The organism is Kouleothrix sp., assembly GCF_046328425.1.
GTDB lineage: Bacteria > Chloroflexota > Chloroflexia > Chloroflexales > Roseiflexaceae > Kouleothrix.
This window is the reverse complement of the sequence record NZ_JAXLWP010000049.1, coordinates 12,507-31,048: the sequence shown is the minus strand read 5'-3', so window position 1 is coordinate 31,048 and position 18,542 is coordinate 12,507. Positions and strand designations below refer to the sequence as shown.

The window sequence follows — 18,542 nt, the reverse complement described above, 5'->3', positions numbered from 1 at the left end:
AGAGCGCGGAAAAACGCACACGCAACGATGGCTGAGTACCATGCTGCCGCAGGCTGAGCGCGCCAACTGCGTAATTCCTAATAAATCCGGTTATTCGCTTGATTATAGTCAGAGTTCGGGAGTGGCTTCGCCATCCCCGACTTTCTTTTTGTACAACGGTGTCCCTGGAACCGAACGGCGAACGGCACTTATAAGCGAACAGCGAAGATGTTTATAGCCTCATGCGCTAGCCCGGCCACAGCCTATTGACAATATACTAGCTGTGCTTATAATACAAAATATATTGTTCTAATTTATTTTGATATAATATGAATGCAGATACACCGCTCACCTCAAACCATCTGTTTAAGCTTCTGGCACATGATCTGCGCTGGCAGATAATCAGGCGCCTTGCGCTTAGTGACTGTCGCGTAAGCGACCTGACAATCGAACTACAACAGTCAGCCAACCTAATCTCTTACCACGTGGGCCTGCTACGTGCTGCGGGGTTACTGAACGAGCGGCGCAGTGATGCTGATGGGCGCGACAGCTACTACCAGCTCGATCTTGACTGCTTGGGTACGAACTATCGGGCGGTCGGGTTGGGTTTGCACCCCGCGCTGCTCGGAGCGCCAGCCGAAGCGCTCGCAGTGGCTACCGAGCCTTGTCGACCACGAGTATTATTCTTATGCACACACAATAGCGCACGATCGCAGATGGCAGAGGCGATCATGCGAGCACGCAGCCACGGAGCAATTGAGGTGCGTAGCGCTGGCAGCGAGCCTACAGCTATTCATCCGGCGGCTGTTCGCGTGCTGGAACGGGTTGGTATTGATGTTGGCGATCAGCGCACGAAAGATATCGCCGAGTTTGTAGGCCAGCATTTCGATTATGCGATTACAGTATGTGATCGTGTGCGTGAGGTGTGCCCGGCTTTTACCGCTGCGGCAGTGCAGGCGCACTGGAGCATTGCCGACCCGGCCGCCACCACGGGCTCGCCGTTGGAGCAAGACCAGGCCTTTGAGCAAACCTTGCGTCAGCTAGATGTACGTATCGGGCACTTATTATTACTTTTGAAAGGATCGAAAGAGTGAAACAGCGCGTCCTGATCTTGTGTACCGCCAACTCGGCGCGCTCGCAGATGGCCGAGGGGCTGCTGCGCGCGCTGGCCGGCGACCGCTACGAGGTGCTCAGCGCCGGCACGCGCGCCACCCAGGTCAACCCGCTGGCGATCGCGGCCATGCGCCAGCGCGGCATCGACATCGGCGGGCATCGCTCGAAGGCGCTCGACGAGTACCTGACGCAGCCCTTCGACTATGTGATCACCGTCTGCGACAGCGCCGCCGAGACATGCCCGCTGTTCCCCGGCCCGGCGCGGCGCATTCACTGGAGCTTCCCCGACCCGGCCGCCGCCGAGGGCGCCGAGGCCGAGCGGCTCGCGACGTTTGTTGTGGTGCGCGATGCGATCGAGGCGCGCCTGCGCGCGTGGCTCGCCGAGGGTGAGTAGTAGCAGATCTGTAGTAGCAGATCTGCGGGCTTCGTGCCGCCGGAATTTCTTTATCTGCTGCGGCAAAAGCCACACGCGGGCAAACAGCGCCGCGGCAAATAGCCCAAATGGGTGCCTTGACAAACCCGATCGCCCCCGTATGATTGAACGAAATGCGTTCGCCGCCCGCCGGACGCAGCCGTTGCACTTGTGCGCTCACAATTCAATCGACGAGGTGCGATCGTGCCATCATTCCGTGCGCTCCCAACCGCGCGCCCGCTCTCACGGCTGCTCGTATTTGCCTTGCTGGCCATCGGGCTGGCCAGCGCGGCCGCCGCGCCGCGCGCCAGCGCCGCCGGGCCTGCCACCACCTACCCGATCCTGTTCGTCACCCAGGTGCCGATCCGCGCCGACTTCACCACCATCGGCGCGGTGTTCGGCAACCACCACGCCGACATGCAGTCGGTCGCGCGCGGCGGCGACCTCTGGATCCGCTACGCTGACGGCTCGCTGAAGAACCTGACGGCCGCCGCCGGCTATGGCAGCGCCGGCATGCAGGGTGCTGGCGCGATCGCCGTGCGCGACCCAGCGGTGTACTGGGATGGCAGCAAGGCGATATTCAGCATGGTGGTGGGCGCGCCAACCCAGCAGTACCAGGTCGCAACCTTCTACTGGCAGCTCTACGAGATCAGCGGGCTCGGGCCGAGCGACACGCCAGTGATCACAAAGGTGCCGCGACAGCCGGCCGGCTTCAACAACATCAGCCCGATCTACGGCACCGACGACCGGATTATCTTCACTTCGGACAGGCCGCGCGACGGCTCGGCGCACCTGTACCCGCAGCTCGACGAGTACGAGCTGGCGCCGACGAACTCGGGGCTGTGGAGCCTCGACCCGGCCAGCGGCGATCTGCGGCTGCTGAACCACGCGCCCTCGGGCGATTTCACCCCGCTGATCGACAGCTTCGGGCGGGTGGTGTTTACCCAGTGGGATCACCTGCAGCGCGACCAGCAGGCCGACGCCGACGCCATGGGCAGCGGCAGCTACGGCACCTTCAACTACGCCGACGAGTCGGCTGGCGCGGCGCGCCTGAACAGCCGCGCCGAGGTGTTCCCCGAGCCGCGCAGCACGCGCACCGACCTGCTGGCCGGCACGAACCTGGCCGGGCATAGCTTCAACCAGTTCTTCCCCTGGCAGATCAACGAGGACGGCAGCGAGTCCGAGGTGCTGAACCACCTTGGCCGGCACGAGCTGCACGGCTACATCGCGCGCAGCCTCACCGACGACGCGAACCTGGTCGAGTACTACGGCCAGTATAATCGCTTCAACCCAAACCGGCTCGAGAACGCCCTGCAGCTCGCCGAAGACCCGCAGCACCCCGGCCGCTTCTACGCGATCGACGCGCCCGAGTTTGGCACGCACGCCTCGGGGCAGGTTGTGAGCTTCGACGCGCCGCCGACCACCGACGCCGACCATATTGCCGTGACATACGTGACGCACCGCGACACCGCCAGCACCACCGCGACGCCGAACCACTCGGGGCACTACCGCGACCCGCTGGTGCTGAGCGACGGCACGCTGGTGGCCGCGCACACCGCCTACACCGGCGAAGAGCTGAAGGGCGGCGGCCCGCACGCCTCGGCCTACGACTTCCGGCTGAAGACGCTGGTGAAAAATGGCGACTACTGGGTGGCCGGCCAGGCGCTCACCGACGGCATCGCCAAGAGCATCAGCTACTGGGACCCCGACACGCTGGTGCAGTTCTCGGGCAACCTGTGGGAGCTGAGCCCGGTGGAGGTGCGGCCGGTGGCGCGGCCGCAGCGCCTGGCCGCCCAGCTGCCGCCGCCCGAGCAGGCGATCTTCCAGCAGGTTGGGGTCGACCCGGCGGCGCTGCGCGATTTCCTGGCCCAGCGCGGCCTGGCGCTGGTGGTGAGCCGCAATGTCACCGTGCGCGACGACCTCGACAAGCAGCAGCCATTTAACCTGCGTGTGGCCGGCGGCGGCACCCAGACGACTGGCGCGCCCGGCAAGATCTACGACGTAGCCTACGCGCAGTTCTTCCAGGCCGACCAGCTGCGCGGCTGGACGGGCTGCTGCAGCAGCACGCCGAACCCCGGCCGGCGCGTGCTGGCGCAGCCAATGCACGACTCGACTGCGCGGATGCTGAACGGGCTCTCGAAAGGCCCGGCCGGCAGCGTGTCGGTGGCGGCCGACGGCTCGCTGGCGGCGTTTGTGCCGGCGCGCCGCGCGATGACCTGGCAGCTTACCGACGCCGCCGGCACCGGCGTGGTGCGCGAGCGCTACTGGCTGACGTTCCAGCCCGGCGAGGTGCGCGTGTGCGCCAACTGCCACGGCCTGAGCCAGTTCGACCAGGCCGGCCACACCACGCCAACCAACTCGCCCGAGGCGCTACGCCAGCTGCTGAAATCGTGGAAGCTGCTGCTGGCGCCGGCCAACCAGCTGTATCTGCCGCTGTCGCGGCAGTAATATCAACTCCGTTTGATCTCTTTCTTTTAGGACTTATACCAACTCCGTTTGATTACTTGTGTTTTCTGCGCCGGCTTTGCCGGGCGCCGCACAAGAAAAGAAGGGGCGGCGAAGCCGCCCCCAAACCCCCACCAAAGTGTGCGTGATCGCTTAATTTGGTATTATACGATCTTCGCTTGATCACGTATCGATTTTCCGCGCGCAGCGCGGAAAATGGACACACGATGAGCAAAAGTACCGTGCTGCCGCAGGCACCATGCACGGCTTCGGGAAGGCGAACGGCATAACTGCGTTTGTCCGATTGGTATGCCCTGCCCGGCTTCGCCGGGCAGGGCATACCAATAGAAATTTCAGGGGCGGCACTGCCGCGCCCGAAATTTCTTTGCGGTGCTATACTCAGCGCGGCCGTATCGTATCGAGGAGGTGCTGACGCTATGGAGCTGACCGTCACCACGCCCGCGCTGCTGTTCCCGGCGATCTCGCTGCTGCTGCTGGCCTACACCAACCGCTTTCTGACGCTGGCCGCGCTGACGCGCGAGCTGTATGGCCGCTACCGCTCGCAGCCCGAGGCGCGCATCGCGGGGCAGCTACGCAACCTGCGCTACCGCATCGGCATTATTCGCCGGATGCAGACGTTTGGCGTGGCCAGCTTCTTTGGCTGCGTGCTGTCGATGTTCACGCTGTTCGCCGGCTACGCCGAGGTTGGCAAGTGGATCTTCGGGCTGAGCCTGCTGCTGCTGCTGGCCTCGCTGGGGCTGTCGCTACGCGAGATCCACGTCTCGATCGACGCGCTCACGCTGCAGATCGCCGATATCGACGAGCTGGAGCGCGAGCGCGAGGCCGGCGCGCCGGCCTAATCGGCGGTTATGATGCCCCATAGCTCGATCTGGCCGTTGCGCACGATCGCCAGCGCGCGCCGGTGCGGGCCGATTGCAACGCCCTCGGCCGCGCCGTTGAGCCGGTGCAGCAGCTTGCCGTCGCTCAGGCGGTAGAACGCCACGCCGCTGGGGCCGCTGCTGATCAGCAGCTGGTTATCGCCGCTGATCAGCAGCTTGTCTTCGGCGCTGGCCCCCACGTTCGCGAATGGCGCGCTCTCGCCCATCCGCCAGATCTGCACCAGCCCGTCGGCGCGGCGCGCGCCCAGCAGCGCGCCATCGGGGCTAAAGAACAGCGAGCTTACCCCGCTACCCGCCTCGAGCACGCCGGTCTCGGCGCCGTCGGCGGCGCCAAGCAGGTGGATCGTGCCGGCCGTATCGCCCACCACCAGCAGCGCGCCGCTAGGGCTGAACGCCGCCGCCGCAACGCCCGTAAGCTTCAGCGGAATCGTGCTGCCGCTTGCCGCATCGACCAGCGCGCTGCCCGCGCTGTCGGTGGCGAGCAGCTTGCCGGCAGGCGCATACGCGTTGATCGCGGCGAGTTGCTTGCTCCAGCCCGGCGGCTCGCGCCCGTCGGCCGGCAGATCCCACAGCGCCAGCTGTTCGCTTTGATCGCCGTATGGTGGCACGGCGATGCAGCGCCCGGCCAGCCGCCGGCTGTCGGGCGCGAACAGCAGATCGTACTGGCCCCATGTACACTCCGGGCCGAGCGATTGCTGCAGCACGCCTTCCGTCACACTCCACAGGCCTACGGTCGAACTCGACGCCGCGCTGGCGAGGGTCTGGCCGTCGGGGCTGAACGTGGCTTGGGTAAAGTACGGCAGCGTGAGCGTCGCCTGTGCCTGGGTGCGCAGATCGAGCAGCGTTACCTGATCGCGCGAGCTGAACGAAATTGTGCGTTCGTTGCTCCAGCCCGACGCTGCTGTGCCGTCGTCGCTGAAGCGGAAGTTCTCGGCGCTGATTGCGCCCCAGGCCGGCTTTGCCACCGGCTGGCCGTCGGCGGTGCTGTGCAGCTCGATGGTGTAGCTGTAGCCTTCGCCGGAGCCAACCACCACCGACATAAACAGGTCGCCGGCGGGGCTCAGCACCACCTTCTCGCCCAGCTCGCCGCCCTGGCCAGCGAAGCCGGGCTCTGCTGCGTGATTGATCGGCAGTTTGGCGACGAGCTGGCCGTCGGCGATCCGCCAGGTTTGCAGCTCGTTGGCCAGCGCCACCAGCAGCTGCTGGCCGTCGGGGCTAAAGGCCAGGTCTTTCACTGTGCTGCCGAGCACCGGCAGTATGCGGCCGGGCTGGCCATCCGCCAGCCGCAGCACGCGCACATCGGCATCGGTGCGGCTGGCCACAAGCTGGCCGTTGGGGCTGAACGTGGCGCTATCGCCGGGAATGCTCTGGATCTGTCTGCCGTCGGCGCTGCGCCAGATATCGGTGCGCGCCGGCGACTGCGCGGAGCGCGTGGCGAGCAGCTGGCCATCACGGCTGAAGCGCGGCAGATCGCCCGCAATCGCGGCGATTTTGGAGCCGTCGGCGGTACGCAGCAGGGCCGTATCCGCCAGCAGGCGCTGGCCGTCGGGGCTCAGCGCGGCGTGGCCGAGGCTGCCGGGCTCGAAGCTCACAAGCTCAAACGTGGGCAGCTTGAGCAGCGCCAGGCCGGCGCTGGTAGCCAGGGCGATTATGCTGCCCGCCGGCGCGGCGGCGGCCTCCCGGATCGAGCCAATGCCGAGCGAGCGAAAGAGCTTGAGCTCGGCCAGGTTGTCGGCGGCGATCTCGCGCGTGGGGAAGGTCGGCGCGTCGATCGGCCAGGCGAAGTTTGCCTCGTGCTCGCTGGGAGTGGGCGGCGTAGGCGCCGGGCTGGCGGCGGGGGGTGGGGCATTGGTGGGCAGCGCGGGTTGGGCAGGCGCCGTGGCGGTGGCGCGCGGCGCGCTGGTAGGAGCAGGCAGCGCCGTGGCGGCGGCGCGCGGCGCGGTCGCGGTAGCGGCGACACCGGCGGCGGGTGGATTGGCCGGGGCGGCGCAGCTCAGCAGCGCCAGCGTACTCAACAGTCCGAACAGCATACGCACGAGCCGGCGGCTCGCCCAGCCAGCAGGCAATTCCATACGCCCTCTTCTTTCAGCTGCCGCTACACCACGAGGAAATCGATCACCAGCCGGCTGGGGTTTTCCAGCGTGCGCATGCGCGTATAGGTTCTTTTCGCCAGGCCAATGCCGTATGTTACCACGGCCTCAAAATCGCCGGCGCTGGCGATCTCGCGCACAACCGGCAGCCTGGTTGCAAGGCGGGCTGGCGCGGTCGGCTGGCCGGCGTCGTCGTGCGCCTGCGCGGGCGAAAGCTGCACCAGCACGATCGCGCGGCCGGCGATTGGCACCGGCAGACCCGAGCCGTCGGCGATCAGCTGCTTGACATATTCGACGAGCATGGGTGGGATTGGGCCGTTGAACTCGAACACCACCCGGTCGTACTGCGGTGTTGCCTCGGCGTGGTGCGCCGCGCGGATCGCGACAAGCGTCGAAGTAGGCGGCTGTGGGGTAGTCATAGGCGCTCCTTGAAGATGGGGTGTATATAAGAGTAAACGTAGCAGGCCAGCGTTTTCCACGCTGTGGCGTGGTTCAAACTTGTTGCCTATAGTACTAGGAGTTACGCATTTGCGCTATTCGGCTTTCTCAAGCGGCGCGTTTTCGCCTGCGGCAGCGCGGTTTTTCCGCGCGGAAAAACCGCATACAATACACAGGATAGTACCGCTCTGCCGAAGGCTGAGTACGCTGTTCGCTTGATCACCTATAGATTGAGCTGTACGACGTGGCGAAGCCACGTCGTGCAGCACAAAAGAAGGGGCGGCGAAGCCGCCCCCAAACCCCCACCAAAGTGTACGTCATCAAGCGAAGTTGGTATGAGTACGCCGACTGCGTAAGCCCTAAGTACAACAAACCGCCCCGGCATGTACGTGGCGGGGCGGCTGACTTGCGACAGAGCAGCATCTCAGGGCCGGCCGACCTGCCTCCTGGCCCACAGGCCGCCGAGCGCGGTGATGATGCCGACGCCCACAATAATGATTGCTCCCACGGTATACGGGTCGTTCATGTCCTTCTCCTGAGCTTCGCCACGGCAATCTACCTCCGATGGCTGCAGCTATGTCAAAAACCGTGCCGCCAGCGGCTCAGGAGCAATGCGGCGCTACTCGGCCGGCTTGTAGGCGGTGATGCTGCTGCTGGTGAAGCGCCCGACCAGATCGGCCGCCACATCGGCCGGCAGCGCCGCCAGCTCTTCCGGCGGGTCGGCCAGGAAGTCGTTGGGGGTGTAGCGATGCGTGACGTCGATCGCCACCCGCTCGAAGCCGGCCTCGGCGAGCAGCTGCTGGTACTGTGCAACCGTCAGCGCGCCGGCGATGCAGCCGGCCCAGCTGAGGCCATCGCGGATCTGCTGCTCGCTCACCGGCAGGCCAGCCAGGTCGCCGTCGATCACAATATCGGAAACCGCCAGCCGCCCGCCGGGGCGCAGCACGCGGAATGCCTCGTGCAGCACCTGGCCTTTGTCGGGCGAAAGGTTGATCACGCAGTTCGAGATAATCGTGTTGACTGCGGCGTCGGGCAGCGGGATATGTTCGATGTCGCCCTTGATAAACTCGACATTCGCGGCGCCGGCTTTTTCGGCATTGCGCCGCGCCACCGCCAGCATCTCGTCGGTCATGTCGAGGCCGTAGACATAGCCGGCCGGCCCGACGCGCCGCGCCGCCAGCATCACGTCGAGCCCGCCGCCCGACCCGAGGTCGAGCACCACTTCGCCCTCTGCGAGGTTGGCGATCGCGATCGGGTTGCCGCAGCCAAACGACGTGGTGTTCAGGTCGGGCGGCAGCGCGGCCAGCGCCTCGGCGCCGTACAGCCGTAGCTCCATGCTGTCGCTGGGGCCGCAGCAGCTGCCCTGGATGGCGCTGCCGTAGTGCGCGCGCACGCCAGCCTTGATCTCGTCGGGGGTCGCCATCGAGTTGCTCATGGTCTGTGCCTTTCTGTTTAGATTGACGATCTTCGATATAAGGGGCAAAAAATTAGTTTTGGATACGCCGGCCAGGTGCGTCCAAAACAGCCAGATTCAAGCGCGGGCCGATGCTAGAGATTAGCCTCGATCAGGCGCTCGACGATCACCACGTCGCGCCAGGCGCCGTCGAGCCGGCCGTGCTTCTCGTACACGCCGACCTCGCGGAAGCCCAGCGAGCGCAGCAGCGCGCGGCTGCCGGAGTTTTCGACGAACACGCGCGAGAGCAGCTTCCAGAAGCCGGCCGCCGCGGCCGCGTCGATCAGCGCAAGCATGGCTACGCGCCCGACGCCCTGGCCGCGCGCGGCGCGGGCCACGTACACCGAGAACTCGGCGATGCCGGCGTAGCACTCGCGCGCGCGGTAGGCCGAAGTCGACGCAAACGCCACGACGCCGGTGTCGTCTTCGGCCACCACGATCGGGTGCTGGCCATCGAACCACGCCAGTATGTCGGCCTTGTCGCGCTCGCGCGTCTCGAACGTGCCGACGCGGTCGGCGATGCCCTGGTTGTAGATCTCCGCGATCGCGGCGGCGTCGGCTGTGGTGGCGTGGCGCGTGCTGACCGCCAGCGCCGGCACGGGCGCCAGCCGCAGCGCGCGCGCGCTGCTGGGGCAGGCCAGGGTAAACTCAACCGACGCGCGCACCGCCGGGTTCACCGCCTCGCGCTCCACCGGCTGAAAGCCGAAGCGCGGGAAGAATGCGTCGGCGGTGGTGGTAAGCAGGTACACTTCGCCCATACCCTGCTGCCGCGCCACGCCCAGCGCGGCGCGCACCAGCCGCTCGCCCAGCCGCAGGCCGCGTAGCCCCGAGGCCACCGCCACCGAGCGCAGCAGCGCCGCTTGGCCGTAGCGCTCAAGCGCCGCACTGCCGATCACCCGGCCGTCGAGCCGCGCGACGAGCGCCTGGCCGAAGTGCTCGCGCAGCCCGTCGAGCGGCAGGCCGCTCGACACGAGCAGCGCCTCAACCGCCGCAAAGTCGCCGGGCGCTGCCGGCTCGATCGCGATTGGCATGGTTCCCCCGGGCTCATGAAGCCACACATTGCTTGCGTGTTCCGCCTTTGTGGCTATGCGATATTGGTAAGATCCACGTAGCTGGCGCGCTGAGCTATCGGTGCGCGCTCACGCCAGCGCGTGCAGATGCGCCCGGACGCGCGCGCACAGCTCGGCCACCGCGCCCTGGTTGACGAAATAGTAGGCCCACAGCCCGCGCCGCTCGCAGTCGACCAGGCGCGCCGCGCGCAGCAGCTTCAGGTGGTGCGATACCGTCGGCTGTTTCACCGGCAGCGCGGCCTCGAGATCGCAGACGCACACCCGGCCGGCGTGGCGCGTGAGCATGTCGAGGATCTGCAGGCGGATGGGGTGCGCGAGGATGCCCAGGTCGTCGCTGAGCTGCTGGGCCTCGGCGGTACCGAGGACGCCGCTGCTGGCCGGCTCGCAGCAGCGCGCGCCGCGCCGCCGCTCTTCTGCTTCAATGGTTTCGCTGGTCATATCAGGTTTCTTATTCTTTTTGCTCTGTTCTGCCCGGCTTCGCCGGCCAGGGCAGAGCAAAAGGGATAGGACTTACGCAGTTGCCTTGTCCGGCTCCCGCAATCGGTTGCCTGCGGCAGCATGGTACTCAGCCATTTTGTGTGTGCGTTTTTCTGCTGAAACAGGTACCACTCTGCCGAATGAACACGAGCGACAATCGCTTGCGCTAGCATAGCAAATATATCGAAGCTTGTCAATATATTTGTTGGCCACGATAATCGACATCCAACACACCAGCGCTCATCGCATACTATACCAGTATCCACAATTGCCCAAGGAGGATGCATGCGTCGGCTTGCGTTGGTTGTGCTGGTGATGCTGGCGGCGGCGCTCGGCGCCTGCGGCGCGCCGCAGGGCGCTGGCACAGCGCCGGGGGGCGGCTCGTTCGAGAGCAGCTTTCGCGCGATGAGCTTCGACCAGATCGCTGCGGCGGCGAAGGGCGGCACGGTGAACTGGTACATGTGGGGTGGCGACGACGCGATCAACACCTATGTGAACGGCTTCGTCGCGCAGCACCTGAAGGAACGCTACGGCATCACGCTGAAGCAGGTGCCGCTGAAGGACACCGCCGAGGCGGTGAACAAGGTGCTGGGCGAGAAGCAGGCCGGCAAAGACGCGGGCGGCGCGGTTGACCTGATCTGGATCAACGGTGAGAACTTCCGCACCATGAAAGAGGGCCAGGCGCTGTTCCGCAACTGGGCCGACGTGCTGCCGAGCCAGAGGTTCGTCGATTGGCGCAACCCGGCGGTCGCCAACGACTTCGGCTACCCGGTTGAGTACGACGAGTCGCCGTGGGGCGCGGCACAGTTTGTGATGGAGTACGACAGCGCAAAGGTGCCCGACCCGCCCAAGTCGGTCGAGGCGCTGCTGCAGTGGGCCTGCGCCAACCCCGGCAAGTTCAGCTACCCCGCGCCGCCCGACTTCACCGGCAGCGTGTTTGTGCGCCACGTGTTCTACGCGGCGGCAGGCGACTATACCAGGCTGCTGGGCGCGTTCGACGAAGGGAAGTACGCCGAGGTGGCCGGCAAAGCCTGGAAGATGCTGAACAGCGCTGAGCCGTGCCTGTGGCGCGAGGGCAAAACCTACCCCGAGAGCAGCACCAAGCTCTACGACCTGTTCGCCAACGGCGAGGTGTGGATCTCGATGAGCTATGGCCCGGCCCACGCCGCCAATGAGATCGCCAAGGGCCACTTTCCCAAAACCACGCGCACCTGGGTGTTCGACGCCGGCACGATCGGCAACACCAACTACCTGGCCATCCCGTACAACTCGCCAAACAAGGCCGCCGCGATGGTCGCCGCCAACTTCCTGCTCTCGCCCGAGGCGCAGTACGAGGCCGCGCGCCCCGAGGTGATGGGCTGGAGCACGCCGCTGACGCCGAGCCTGCTGCCACAGGACGCGCTGGCGCAGCTCAACGGCATCGCGCGCGACCCGGCCACGCTCGACGGCGAGACGCTGGCGAAGCACAAGATCGCCGAGCTGCAGTCGACCTGGCTGACGCGGATCGAGAAGGACTGGCGCGCCGAGGTGCTCGAGAAGTAAGGTGAACGCATGCTCTCACGCCTGTTCGACGCAGCCTACGAGGTGCCGCAGGTCAAGCGCTTTCTGAACAAGCGCTGGTACCAGTACCTCGCCAAGGCCGATAAAGACGCGCACATGCTGTTCATGAACTACGGCTATAGCGACGGGCGCGCTGGCGCGGCGGCGCTGGCGCTCGACCCGGCCGACGAGCCGCGCCGCCTGTGCATCCAGCTGTACGCCCGCGTCGCCGGCGCGCTCGACCTGGCCGGCAAAGACGTGCTCGAGATCGGCTGCGGGCGCGGCGGCGGCTCGTCGTTTGTGATGCGCTACCTGCGGCCGCGCAGCCTGACCGGCATCGACATCGCCGAGAACGCGGTGGCGTTCTGCCGCGCGTACCACCACGTGCCGGGGCTATCGTTCCGCCAGGGCGACGCCGAGGCGCTGCCGCTGCCCAGCGGCTCGTTCGACGTCGCGCTGAACGTCGAGTCGTCGCACTGCTACGGCTCGATGGAGCAGTTCGTGGCCGAGGTGGCGCGCGTGCTGCGGCCTGGGGGCCACTTTCTGTTCACCGACCACCGGCCGCGCGCGGGGCTGGCGCGGCTGCGCGGCCAGCTGGTCGCGCGCTTCGACGTGGTGGAGGAGGAGCGGCTCACGCCGGGCGTGCTAGCGGCGCTCGACGCCGACGACGAGCGCAAGCTGGCGCTGATCCGCCGCTACGCGCCGCGCTTCCTGCACAAGCAGCTCGGGCTGTTCGCGGCGGTGCGGGGCTCGCCGCTGTACGAGAACTTCCGCAGCGGCGCGGTTGAGTACGTGCGCTTTGTGCTGCGCAAGGCCAGCCACACGTGAGGCGCGATCTGCGGATCTGGCTGATGCTGGCGCCGGCGCTGGCGGTGATCGGGCTGCTGTTCATGGGCGGCCTGCTGCTCGGCCTGCTCCAGTCGCTCGGCTACCTGCCGCTGATCGGCGAGCGCGAGCCGAGCCTGCGCGCCTACGCTGCCGTGCTGAGCTCGCGCTCGTTTCTGCGCTCGCTGCTGCTGACGCTGCACGTGGCGCTTGTATCGACGCTGCTGGCCACCGCGCTGGCGCTGGGGCTGGCGCTGCTGCTGCGGCAGAGCTTCGCCGGGCGCCGCGCGATGACCTTTATCTTCCAGCTGAACCTGCCGATCCCGCACCTTGTCGGCGCGATCGCGCTGGCGCAGGTGCTTTCGCAGAGCGGCCTGCTGGCGCGGCTGGCCGCGCTGCTCGGCCTGATCGACGACCCCGGCCAGTTCCCGGTACTGGTGTTCGACCCGTGGGGGCTGGGGATTATCGCCGAGTATGTGTGGAAAGAAACGCCGTTCATTGGCGTGGTGCTGCTGTCGGTGCTGCAGGCGCTCGGCGACGACTACGAGAACCTGGCGCGCTCGCTGGGCGCCGGCCGCTGGCAGCGCTTCCGCTATGTGCTGCTGCCGCTGCTGCTGCCGGGCATCCTGTCGTCGTCGGTGATCGTGTTCGCGTTTGCGTTTGGCGCGTTCGAGGTGCCGTTCTTCCTGGGCGTCGCCTTTCCGCAGACGCTGCCGGTGCTGGCCTACCGGAGCTATGCCGATGTCGACCTGCGCGCGCGCCCCGAGACTATGGCCATGGGCGTGATCATCGCGGCGGTGGTGGCGGCGCTGGCGCTGCTGTACATGCGGCTGGGGCGCCGCGCTGTGCCGCGTGGGTGAGGGCGACGCTGATTGGGTGATGTATGGCTGCGGAAATCACAACCGTGTACCGGGCGCGCGGCGCGGCGCACCCTTGGCGCTGGCTGGCGCTGGGCCTGATGGCGCTGGCGGTGCTGCTGCCGCTGCTGCCGCTGCTGCTGTGGTCGTTCGCGTTCCGCTGGGCCTTCCCGAGCCTGCTGCCGGCCGAGTGGAGCTTGCGGCCGTGGCGCTACATCGCCGCGCCCGAGTCGCAGGTTGGCCTGGCGCTTGCGAATAGCCTGGCGCTCGGCGTGGTGGTGACGCTGCTGGCTGCGCTGATCGGCCTGCCGGCCGGGCGCGCGCTCGGGCTGTACCAGTTTCGCGGCAAGCGCCTGGTCGAGTTCCTGATCCTCGCGCCGGTGATTGTGCCCGGCCTTGCGGTGGTGCTGGGCATCCACGTGCTGTTTATTCGCTACGGCCTGTCGGAGACGTTCGCCGGCGTGGCGCTGGTGCACCTGATCCCGACGGTGCCGTACATGACGCTGGTGATGGCCAGCGTGTTCGCGAACTACGACACGCAGTTCGAAGACCAGGCGCGCGTGCTTGGGGCTACGCCCTGGCGCGCCTTCCGGCTCGTCACGCTGCCGGCGATCTGGCCGGGCGTGGTGGTCGGCGCGCTGTTCGCGTTTCTGATCTCGTGGAGCCAGTATGTGCTGACGCTGCTGATTGGCGGCGGGGCGGTGATTACGCTGCCGCTGCTGCTGTTCGCGTTTGCCGGCAGCGGCGACAATGCGATCACGGCGGCGCTGTGCCTGGTGTTCGTGGCGCCGGCCGTGCTGCTGCTGTTCTTCACGTCGCGCTACCTCGGCGGCGAGCCGGCGGCGGTGAGCGGTTTCGGCAAGCTGTGAAGCCGCTGTTTGTTGGCGTGGGTAGCTACATCCCAGGCTTTTCATACCAACTCCGTTTGATCACTTTAGGAGTTACGCACTTGCGCTGTTCGGCTTCCCCAAGCGACGAGATTGAGCCTGCGGCAGCATGGTACTCCTCCATCTTCTGTATGCGGTTTTTCCGCGCTCCGCGCGGAAAAACCGCATACAATACACGAAGAGAGTACCGCTCTGCCGAAGGCTGAGCGCGCCAACTGCGTAAGTCCTACACGTATAGAGTGTGACGACGTGGCGAAGCCACGTCGTGCAACACAATACGAAATTTGGGCGGCGAAGCCGCCCCCAAACCCCCACCAAAGTGTCAGTAATCAAGCGAATTTGGTATTAGTCAGCCTCTGAGACTCATCTATGACATTAGTCGAGATCGACGCGCTCACCAAGCTCTACCCGAACACCGCCGCGCACGCGCTGCACGGCCTCTCGCTTGCCATACAGCCGGGCGAGCTTGTGGCGCTGCTGGGGCCGTCGGGCTGCGGCAAAACTACCACGCTGAAGCTGATCGCCGGGCTGCTGAGCCCGAGCAGCGGCGACGTGCGCTTCGACGGCCGCTCGGTGCTGGGCGTGCCGCCCGAGCGGCGCGGCGTGGCGATGGTGTTCCAGAAGCCGCTGCTGTTCCCGTACATGAGCGTCGGCGAGAATGTGGCCTTTGGCCTGCGCATGCGCGGCGAGCGGCCGGCGGCGATCGAGCGGCGCGTGCGCGACATGCTCGACCTGGTGCGGCTACCCGGCCTCGAGTCCCGCCGGCCGCAGCAGCTCTCGGGCGGCCAAGAGCAGCGCGTGGCGCTGGCGCGCGGCCTGGTGATCGAGCCGCGCGTGCTGCTGCTCGACGAGCCGCTCAGCCAGCTCGACGCCGGGCTGCGCGTCGAGATGCGCGAGCTGATCGTGCGCCTGCAGCGCGAGCTGAAGATCACTACGGTGTTCGTGACGCACGACCAGGAGGAGGCGGTGATGCTGGCCGACCGGATCGCGCTGCTGTTTGGCGGCCGGCTTCAGCAGTACGATACGCCGCGCGGCTTCTACGAGCGCCCCGCCAGCCTGCCGATCGCGCGCTTCTTCGGCGGGCTGAACTTTATCGCCGGGCATAAGCACGCCGGGCGGTTTCACTGCCCGGCCGGCGCGCTCGAGCTGAATGGCGTGACCGCGCCCGATGGCCCTGGCGTGCTGACGATCCGCCCCGAGGCGATCCGTTTCGCCGGCGCGAGCGCCAACACCCTGCGCGGCACGATCACCCAGTCGATCTACCTCGGCGCGCAGACGCGCTACTTGGTGCGGTCGGGCGGCGTCGAGCTGCAGGTGCTGGCCGACCCGCACTGCCCGCGCGCGCCCGGCGATAGCGTCGAGCTGACGCTGCCGAAGGAGCGGCTGTGGGTGCTGCCGGCGGAGTGAGGCGCGGCTAGCGGGCGCGCGGCGCGCGCGCTTTGGCGGCGGCGCGGCCCAGGTTCTCGGCCACGCGGAAGCGCACGATCCGGTCGATCAGGTCGAGCGGCAGCGGCTGGCCGAGCGGGAACTGCAGCGCGCCTTTGGTGCTCTTGTACAGCGATGTCTCGCTCTTAAAGGCCTCGATGCCGCTGGGTGTGGGGTAGAAGCCGATATGGTGCTTGAGCGCGGCGAAGTGCACCAGGTTGCCCGCCAGAAAGAAGGTTGGCATCTGGTAGCTGATCTTTTCCTGGGCCTCGGGCGCGGCGGCGCGAATGGTGGCGCGCACCGCCTCGAGCAGCGCCTGGATGTCCGGCGGGAAGCCGGCAATATATTCGTCGATCGAGCCAAAGCCGCTGTGCTCCATGGTTGCCCTCGCTTCAACATGCTCGCGTTGCCTGTAGTATAGCCGACGGCGCGGCGCGGTCAAGCGCTGCGCGTGGAAGAGGATTGCGATTTGGCCGAAGGTTTCTTTCCGCTCGGCGCGAGCTACTACCCGCCGCACCACGACGAGGCCGATTGGCCGGCCGACGTGGCGAATATGGCCGCCGCAGGCATGACATGCATCCGCTCGGCCGAGCTGCTCGCCAGCTGGGACTACATCGAGAAGGTGCGCGGCGCGCCCGATTGGCGCTGGCTCGACGCGCTGTTCGCCGCCGCGCAGCACCACGGCATGCGCATCCTGCTCGGCACCGGCTCGCCCAACCCACCGATCTGGCTGCTCGACCTCTATCCCGACGCGCAGATCGTCGACCGCGAGGGCCAGCCGTTCCCCACCGGCACGGTGTGGGGCTGGGCCTGCCGCAACCACCCCGGCTACCGCGCCGAGGTGCGGCGCTACCTCGAGCTGCTGCTGGCGCGCTACAAAGACCACCCCGCGCTGTGGGCCTGGCAGATCGACAACGAGCCGGGCTACCCGTTCATCGCCCGGCGCGGCGAGGCGCGGCCACGCCTGTACGACTACAACCCGCACACCGCCGCCGCCTTCCGCGAGTGGCTGCGCGCGAAATACGGCACGCTCGACGCGCTGAATGTGGCCTGGCGCTGGGATTGCACCCACCACCAGTACAGCGACTGGGCGCAGCTGCGGCCGCCGCGCTCGATGCCGCAGGAGTGGGGCGTGGTGACGGCCTGGCTCGACTGGCGCACGTTCCTGAACGAGAACATGGCCGCGTTTGTGGCCTGGCAGCACGCGATCATTCGCCAGCACGACCACGCGCACCCGACCATGACCAATATCTTCGCGCTGTCGGGCAGCGAGCCCGAGATGGCGCTCGACGCCTGGCGCATGGCCGCCCAGGCCGACGCGATCGGCTACGACCTGTACCCTGGGATTGTGCGCGTGGCCGGCGGCAGGCCGCACCTGCACGAGGCGCCCGAGTATATCTCGATGTTTCTCGACTTCGGGCGCAGCACCGCCATCCACGCCGGCCGCGAGTTCTGGCTGCCCGAGCTGGAGAGCGGGCCAATCAACGGCTGGGCGCTTGGCCCCGACTACGCCACCACGCCGCGCGATATCACGCGCTACAACCTCGAGGCGCTGGCGCATGGCGCGAAGGCCATTCTGTACCAGGGCTACCGCGAGTGGCCGTGCATCCCCATCCACTGGGGCGCGCTCGCCGATATGCGCGGCCGCCCGACCGGGCGCTACCGCGCGGCCCAGGCGATCAACCACATGGTAAACCAGCACGCCGCACTGTTCGCGGCCGCCGCGCCGCCGCGCGCCCAGGTGGCGATCTACGCCGACACGCGCAACGAGCTGCTGCTGCACGGCATGGGCGCCGGCGATTTGCTGGCGCGCTGCCTGCGCGGCGCGTACGCCACGTTCTGGCGCGCCGGCTACCCGGCCGAGTTTGCCGACAGCGCGGCGCTGGCCGGAGCGGCCGATCTGCCCTACAAGGTGCTGGTGCTGGCCTGCGCTTTGCTGATCGACCAGGCGACGGCCTACGCGCTGCGGCGGTTTGTCGAGCGCGGCGGCACGCTGATCGCCTTCGCCAAGTGCGCCTGGGTCGACGGCGGCGGCTGGAGCTGGCCCGACCAGCCCGGGGCCGGCCTCGACGAGCTGTTTGGCGTGCGCGCCGGCGAGGTCGAGCGGGCCGAGTCGGAAGCATTGCAGCTGGTGGGCGTGGGCGGCGCGCTGCCTGCGGCCGGCGGCTACTGGCATCGCCAGCCGCTCGAGGCCGCTGGCGGCGAGCTGATCGCCCGCTTCGCCGCTGGCGACGGCGCGATTGTGCGCCACAGCCTGGGCGCCGGGCAAACCTTCTACGTCGGCACGCACCTCGACGCGGCGGCGCTTGAGGACGCGGGCGCGGCGGCGCTGCTGCTGGCGCTGGCCGAGCGATCGGGAATCGCCCGCCCGATCGAGCTGATCGACGCGCCCGGCGCGCTCGACGCGCACCTGCTGCTGGCCGGCGCGCAGCGCCTGGTGATCATCACAAACAATGGCCCGGCGCCGGCGCTGGCGCGGGTGCGGCTGCCGGGCGGCGGAGCGCCCGCCGCCGCGCTGCTGCACGGCGGCGGGCTGGGGCGCGAGCCGGGCGGCTTCGCGATCGAGATCGCCGGGTGGGACGGCGCGGCCGTGCTGCTCGGGTGAGGGCGCCTGCGCGGGAGCGGCCGCGCGC

Annotated in this window: 16 protein-coding genes and 1 pseudogene; 10 read left to right on the top strand and 7 right to left on the bottom strand. The window is 67.4% G+C overall.

Annotated elements, in window-relative coordinates; genetic code table 11:
• Positions 1 to 308 precede the first annotated feature (308 nt).
• The 4 genes from U0177_RS28360 (at position 309) to U0177_RS28345 (ending at position 4,809) form a co-directional block, all read left to right on the top strand.
• Positions 309 to 1,073: a hypothetical protein gene (locus U0177_RS28360; protein WP_409574057.1), complete on the top strand. Its 765-nt coding sequence runs from the start codon at positions 309 to 311 to the stop codon at positions 1,071 to 1,073.
• Positions 1,070 to 1,486, top strand: coding sequence for an arsenate reductase ArsC (locus U0177_RS28355; protein WP_409574056.1), 417 nt, complete (start codon positions 1,070 to 1,072; stop codon positions 1,484 to 1,486). Before U0177_RS28360 ends, U0177_RS28355 begins: the two co-directional genes overlap by 4 nt.
• Positions 1,487 to 1,708: 222 nt before the next feature.
• On the top strand, positions 1,709 to 3,952 hold the full coding sequence (locus tag U0177_RS28350) for a hypothetical protein (RefSeq protein WP_409574055.1): 2,244 nt from the start codon (positions 1,709 to 1,711) through the stop codon (positions 3,950 to 3,952).
• A 434-nt stretch (positions 3,953 to 4,386) separates the two neighbouring features.
• The gene (locus U0177_RS28345; RefSeq protein WP_409574054.1) at positions 4,387 to 4,809 is read left to right on the top strand and encodes a DUF2721 domain-containing protein; all 423 of its coding nucleotides are present in this window, start codon (positions 4,387 to 4,389) and stop codon (positions 4,807 to 4,809) included.
• Here the strand turns inward: U0177_RS28345 and U0177_RS28340 are convergent.
• The 6 genes and pseudogenes from U0177_RS28340 to U0177_RS28315 form a co-directional block, all read right to left on the bottom strand.
• Positions 4,806 to 6,920: a WD40 repeat domain-containing protein gene (locus U0177_RS28340; RefSeq protein ID WP_409574053.1), complete on the bottom strand. Its 2,115-nt coding sequence runs from the start codon at positions 6,918 to 6,920 to the stop codon at positions 4,806 to 4,808. The two genes, U0177_RS28345 and U0177_RS28340, sit on opposite strands and share 4 nt — an antisense overlap.
• A gap of 23 nt (positions 6,921 to 6,943) precedes the next feature.
• Entirely contained in the window at positions 6,944 to 7,357 is a 414-nt protein-coding gene (locus U0177_RS28335) for a hypothetical protein (protein ID WP_409574052.1), read from the bottom strand.
• 638 nt (positions 7,358 to 7,995) lie between these two features.
• The gene (arsM, locus tag U0177_RS28330) at positions 7,996 to 8,811 is read right to left on the bottom strand and encodes an arsenite methyltransferase (RefSeq protein WP_409574051.1); all 816 of its coding nucleotides are present in this window, start codon (positions 8,809 to 8,811) and stop codon (positions 7,996 to 7,998) included.
• Positions 8,812 to 8,924: 113 nt separating this feature from the next.
• Entirely contained in the window at positions 8,925 to 9,437 is a 513-nt protein-coding gene (locus tag U0177_RS28325) for an arsinothricin resistance N-acetyltransferase ArsN1 family A (RefSeq protein ID WP_409574058.1), read from the bottom strand.
• A 12-nt stretch (positions 9,438 to 9,449) separates the two neighbouring features.
• Positions 9,450 to 9,860, bottom strand: a pseudogene (arsN2, locus tag U0177_RS28320) (arsenic resistance N-acetyltransferase ArsN2); the annotation flags it as partial.
• A 108-nt stretch (positions 9,861 to 9,968) separates the two neighbouring features.
• The gene (locus U0177_RS28315) at positions 9,969 to 10,337 is read right to left on the bottom strand and encodes an ArsR/SmtB family transcription factor (RefSeq protein WP_409574050.1); all 369 of its coding nucleotides are present in this window, start codon (positions 10,335 to 10,337) and stop codon (positions 9,969 to 9,971) included.
• A 324-nt stretch (positions 10,338 to 10,661) separates the two neighbouring features.
• Between U0177_RS28315 and U0177_RS28310 the strand changes: the two genes are divergently transcribed.
• The 5 genes from U0177_RS28310 to U0177_RS28290 all read left to right on the top strand — a co-directional run bounded on the left by U0177_RS28310 (position 10,662) and on the right by U0177_RS28290 (position 15,891).
• On the top strand, positions 10,662 to 11,918 hold the full coding sequence (locus tag U0177_RS28310) for an ABC transporter substrate-binding protein (RefSeq protein ID WP_409574049.1): 1,257 nt from the start codon (positions 10,662 to 10,664) through the stop codon (positions 11,916 to 11,918).
• A gap of 9 nt (positions 11,919 to 11,927) precedes the next feature.
• Positions 11,928 to 12,743 (top strand): class I SAM-dependent methyltransferase, encoded by an 816-nt coding sequence (locus U0177_RS28305; protein WP_409574048.1) that lies wholly within the window; start codon positions 11,928 to 11,930, stop codon positions 12,741 to 12,743.
• The gene (locus U0177_RS28300) at positions 12,740 to 13,600 is read left to right on the top strand and encodes an ABC transporter permease (RefSeq protein WP_409574047.1); all 861 of its coding nucleotides are present in this window, start codon (positions 12,740 to 12,742) and stop codon (positions 13,598 to 13,600) included. The genes U0177_RS28305 and U0177_RS28300 overlap by 4 nt, the downstream gene beginning before the upstream one ends.
• Positions 13,601 to 13,623: 23 nt before the next feature.
• Positions 13,624 to 14,466 (top strand): ABC transporter permease, encoded by an 843-nt coding sequence (locus U0177_RS28295; RefSeq protein WP_409574046.1) that lies wholly within the window; start codon positions 13,624 to 13,626, stop codon positions 14,464 to 14,466.
• Between the two features lie 387 nt (positions 14,467 to 14,853).
• A complete protein-coding gene (locus tag U0177_RS28290; protein WP_409574045.1) occupies positions 14,854 to 15,891 on the top strand; it encodes an ABC transporter ATP-binding protein in 1,038 nt (345 codons plus the stop codon).
• Between the two features lie 7 nt (positions 15,892 to 15,898).
• Here U0177_RS28290 and U0177_RS28285 read toward each other — a convergent pair whose 3' ends face one another.
• Positions 15,899 to 16,288 (bottom strand): iron chaperone, encoded by a 390-nt coding sequence (locus tag U0177_RS28285; RefSeq protein WP_409574044.1) that lies wholly within the window; start codon positions 16,286 to 16,288, stop codon positions 15,899 to 15,901.
• 90 nt (positions 16,289 to 16,378) lie between these two features.
• On the opposite strand from U0177_RS28285, the gene U0177_RS28280 reads away from it, so the two are divergent.
• Positions 16,379 to 18,514, top strand: a complete 2,136-nt coding sequence (locus U0177_RS28280; protein WP_409574043.1) for a beta-galactosidase — start codon at positions 16,379 to 16,381, stop codon at positions 18,512 to 18,514.
• The last annotated feature ends 28 nt before the right edge of the window (positions 18,515 to 18,542 follow it).

Excerpts from the sequence above, each read along its gene's own strand:
- U0177_RS28340 (WP_409574053.1), bottom strand. The coding sequence starts at position 6,920 with ATGGAATTGCCTGCTGGCTGGGCGAGCCGCCGGCTCGTGCGTATGCTG.
- U0177_RS28315 (WP_409574050.1), bottom strand. The coding sequence starts at position 10,337 with ATGACCAGCGAAACCATTGAAGCAGAAGAGCGGCGGCGCGGCGCGCGC.
- U0177_RS28345 (WP_409574054.1), top strand. The coding sequence starts at position 4,387 with ATGGAGCTGACCGTCACCACGCCCGCGCTGCTGTTCCCGGCGATCTCG.
- arsM (WP_409574051.1), bottom strand. The coding sequence starts at position 8,811 with ATGAGCAACTCGATGGCGACCCCCGACGAGATCAAGGCTGGCGTGCGC.
- U0177_RS28295 (WP_409574046.1), top strand. The coding sequence starts at position 13,624 with ATGGCTGCGGAAATCACAACCGTGTACCGGGCGCGCGGCGCGGCGCAC.
- U0177_RS28335 (WP_409574052.1), bottom strand. The coding sequence starts at position 7,357 with ATGACTACCCCACAGCCGCCTACTTCGACGCTTGTCGCGATCCGCGCG.
- U0177_RS28285 (WP_409574044.1), bottom strand. The coding sequence starts at position 16,288 with ATGGAGCACAGCGGCTTTGGCTCGATCGACGAATATATTGCCGGCTTC.
- U0177_RS28290 (WP_409574045.1), top strand. The coding sequence starts at position 14,854 with ATGACATTAGTCGAGATCGACGCGCTCACCAAGCTCTACCCGAACACC.
- U0177_RS28305 (WP_409574048.1), top strand. The coding sequence starts at position 11,928 with ATGCTCTCACGCCTGTTCGACGCAGCCTACGAGGTGCCGCAGGTCAAG.
- U0177_RS28310 (WP_409574049.1), top strand. The coding sequence starts at position 10,662 with ATGCGTCGGCTTGCGTTGGTTGTGCTGGTGATGCTGGCGGCGGCGCTC.
- U0177_RS28360 (WP_409574057.1), top strand. The coding sequence starts at position 309 with ATGAATGCAGATACACCGCTCACCTCAAACCATCTGTTTAAGCTTCTG.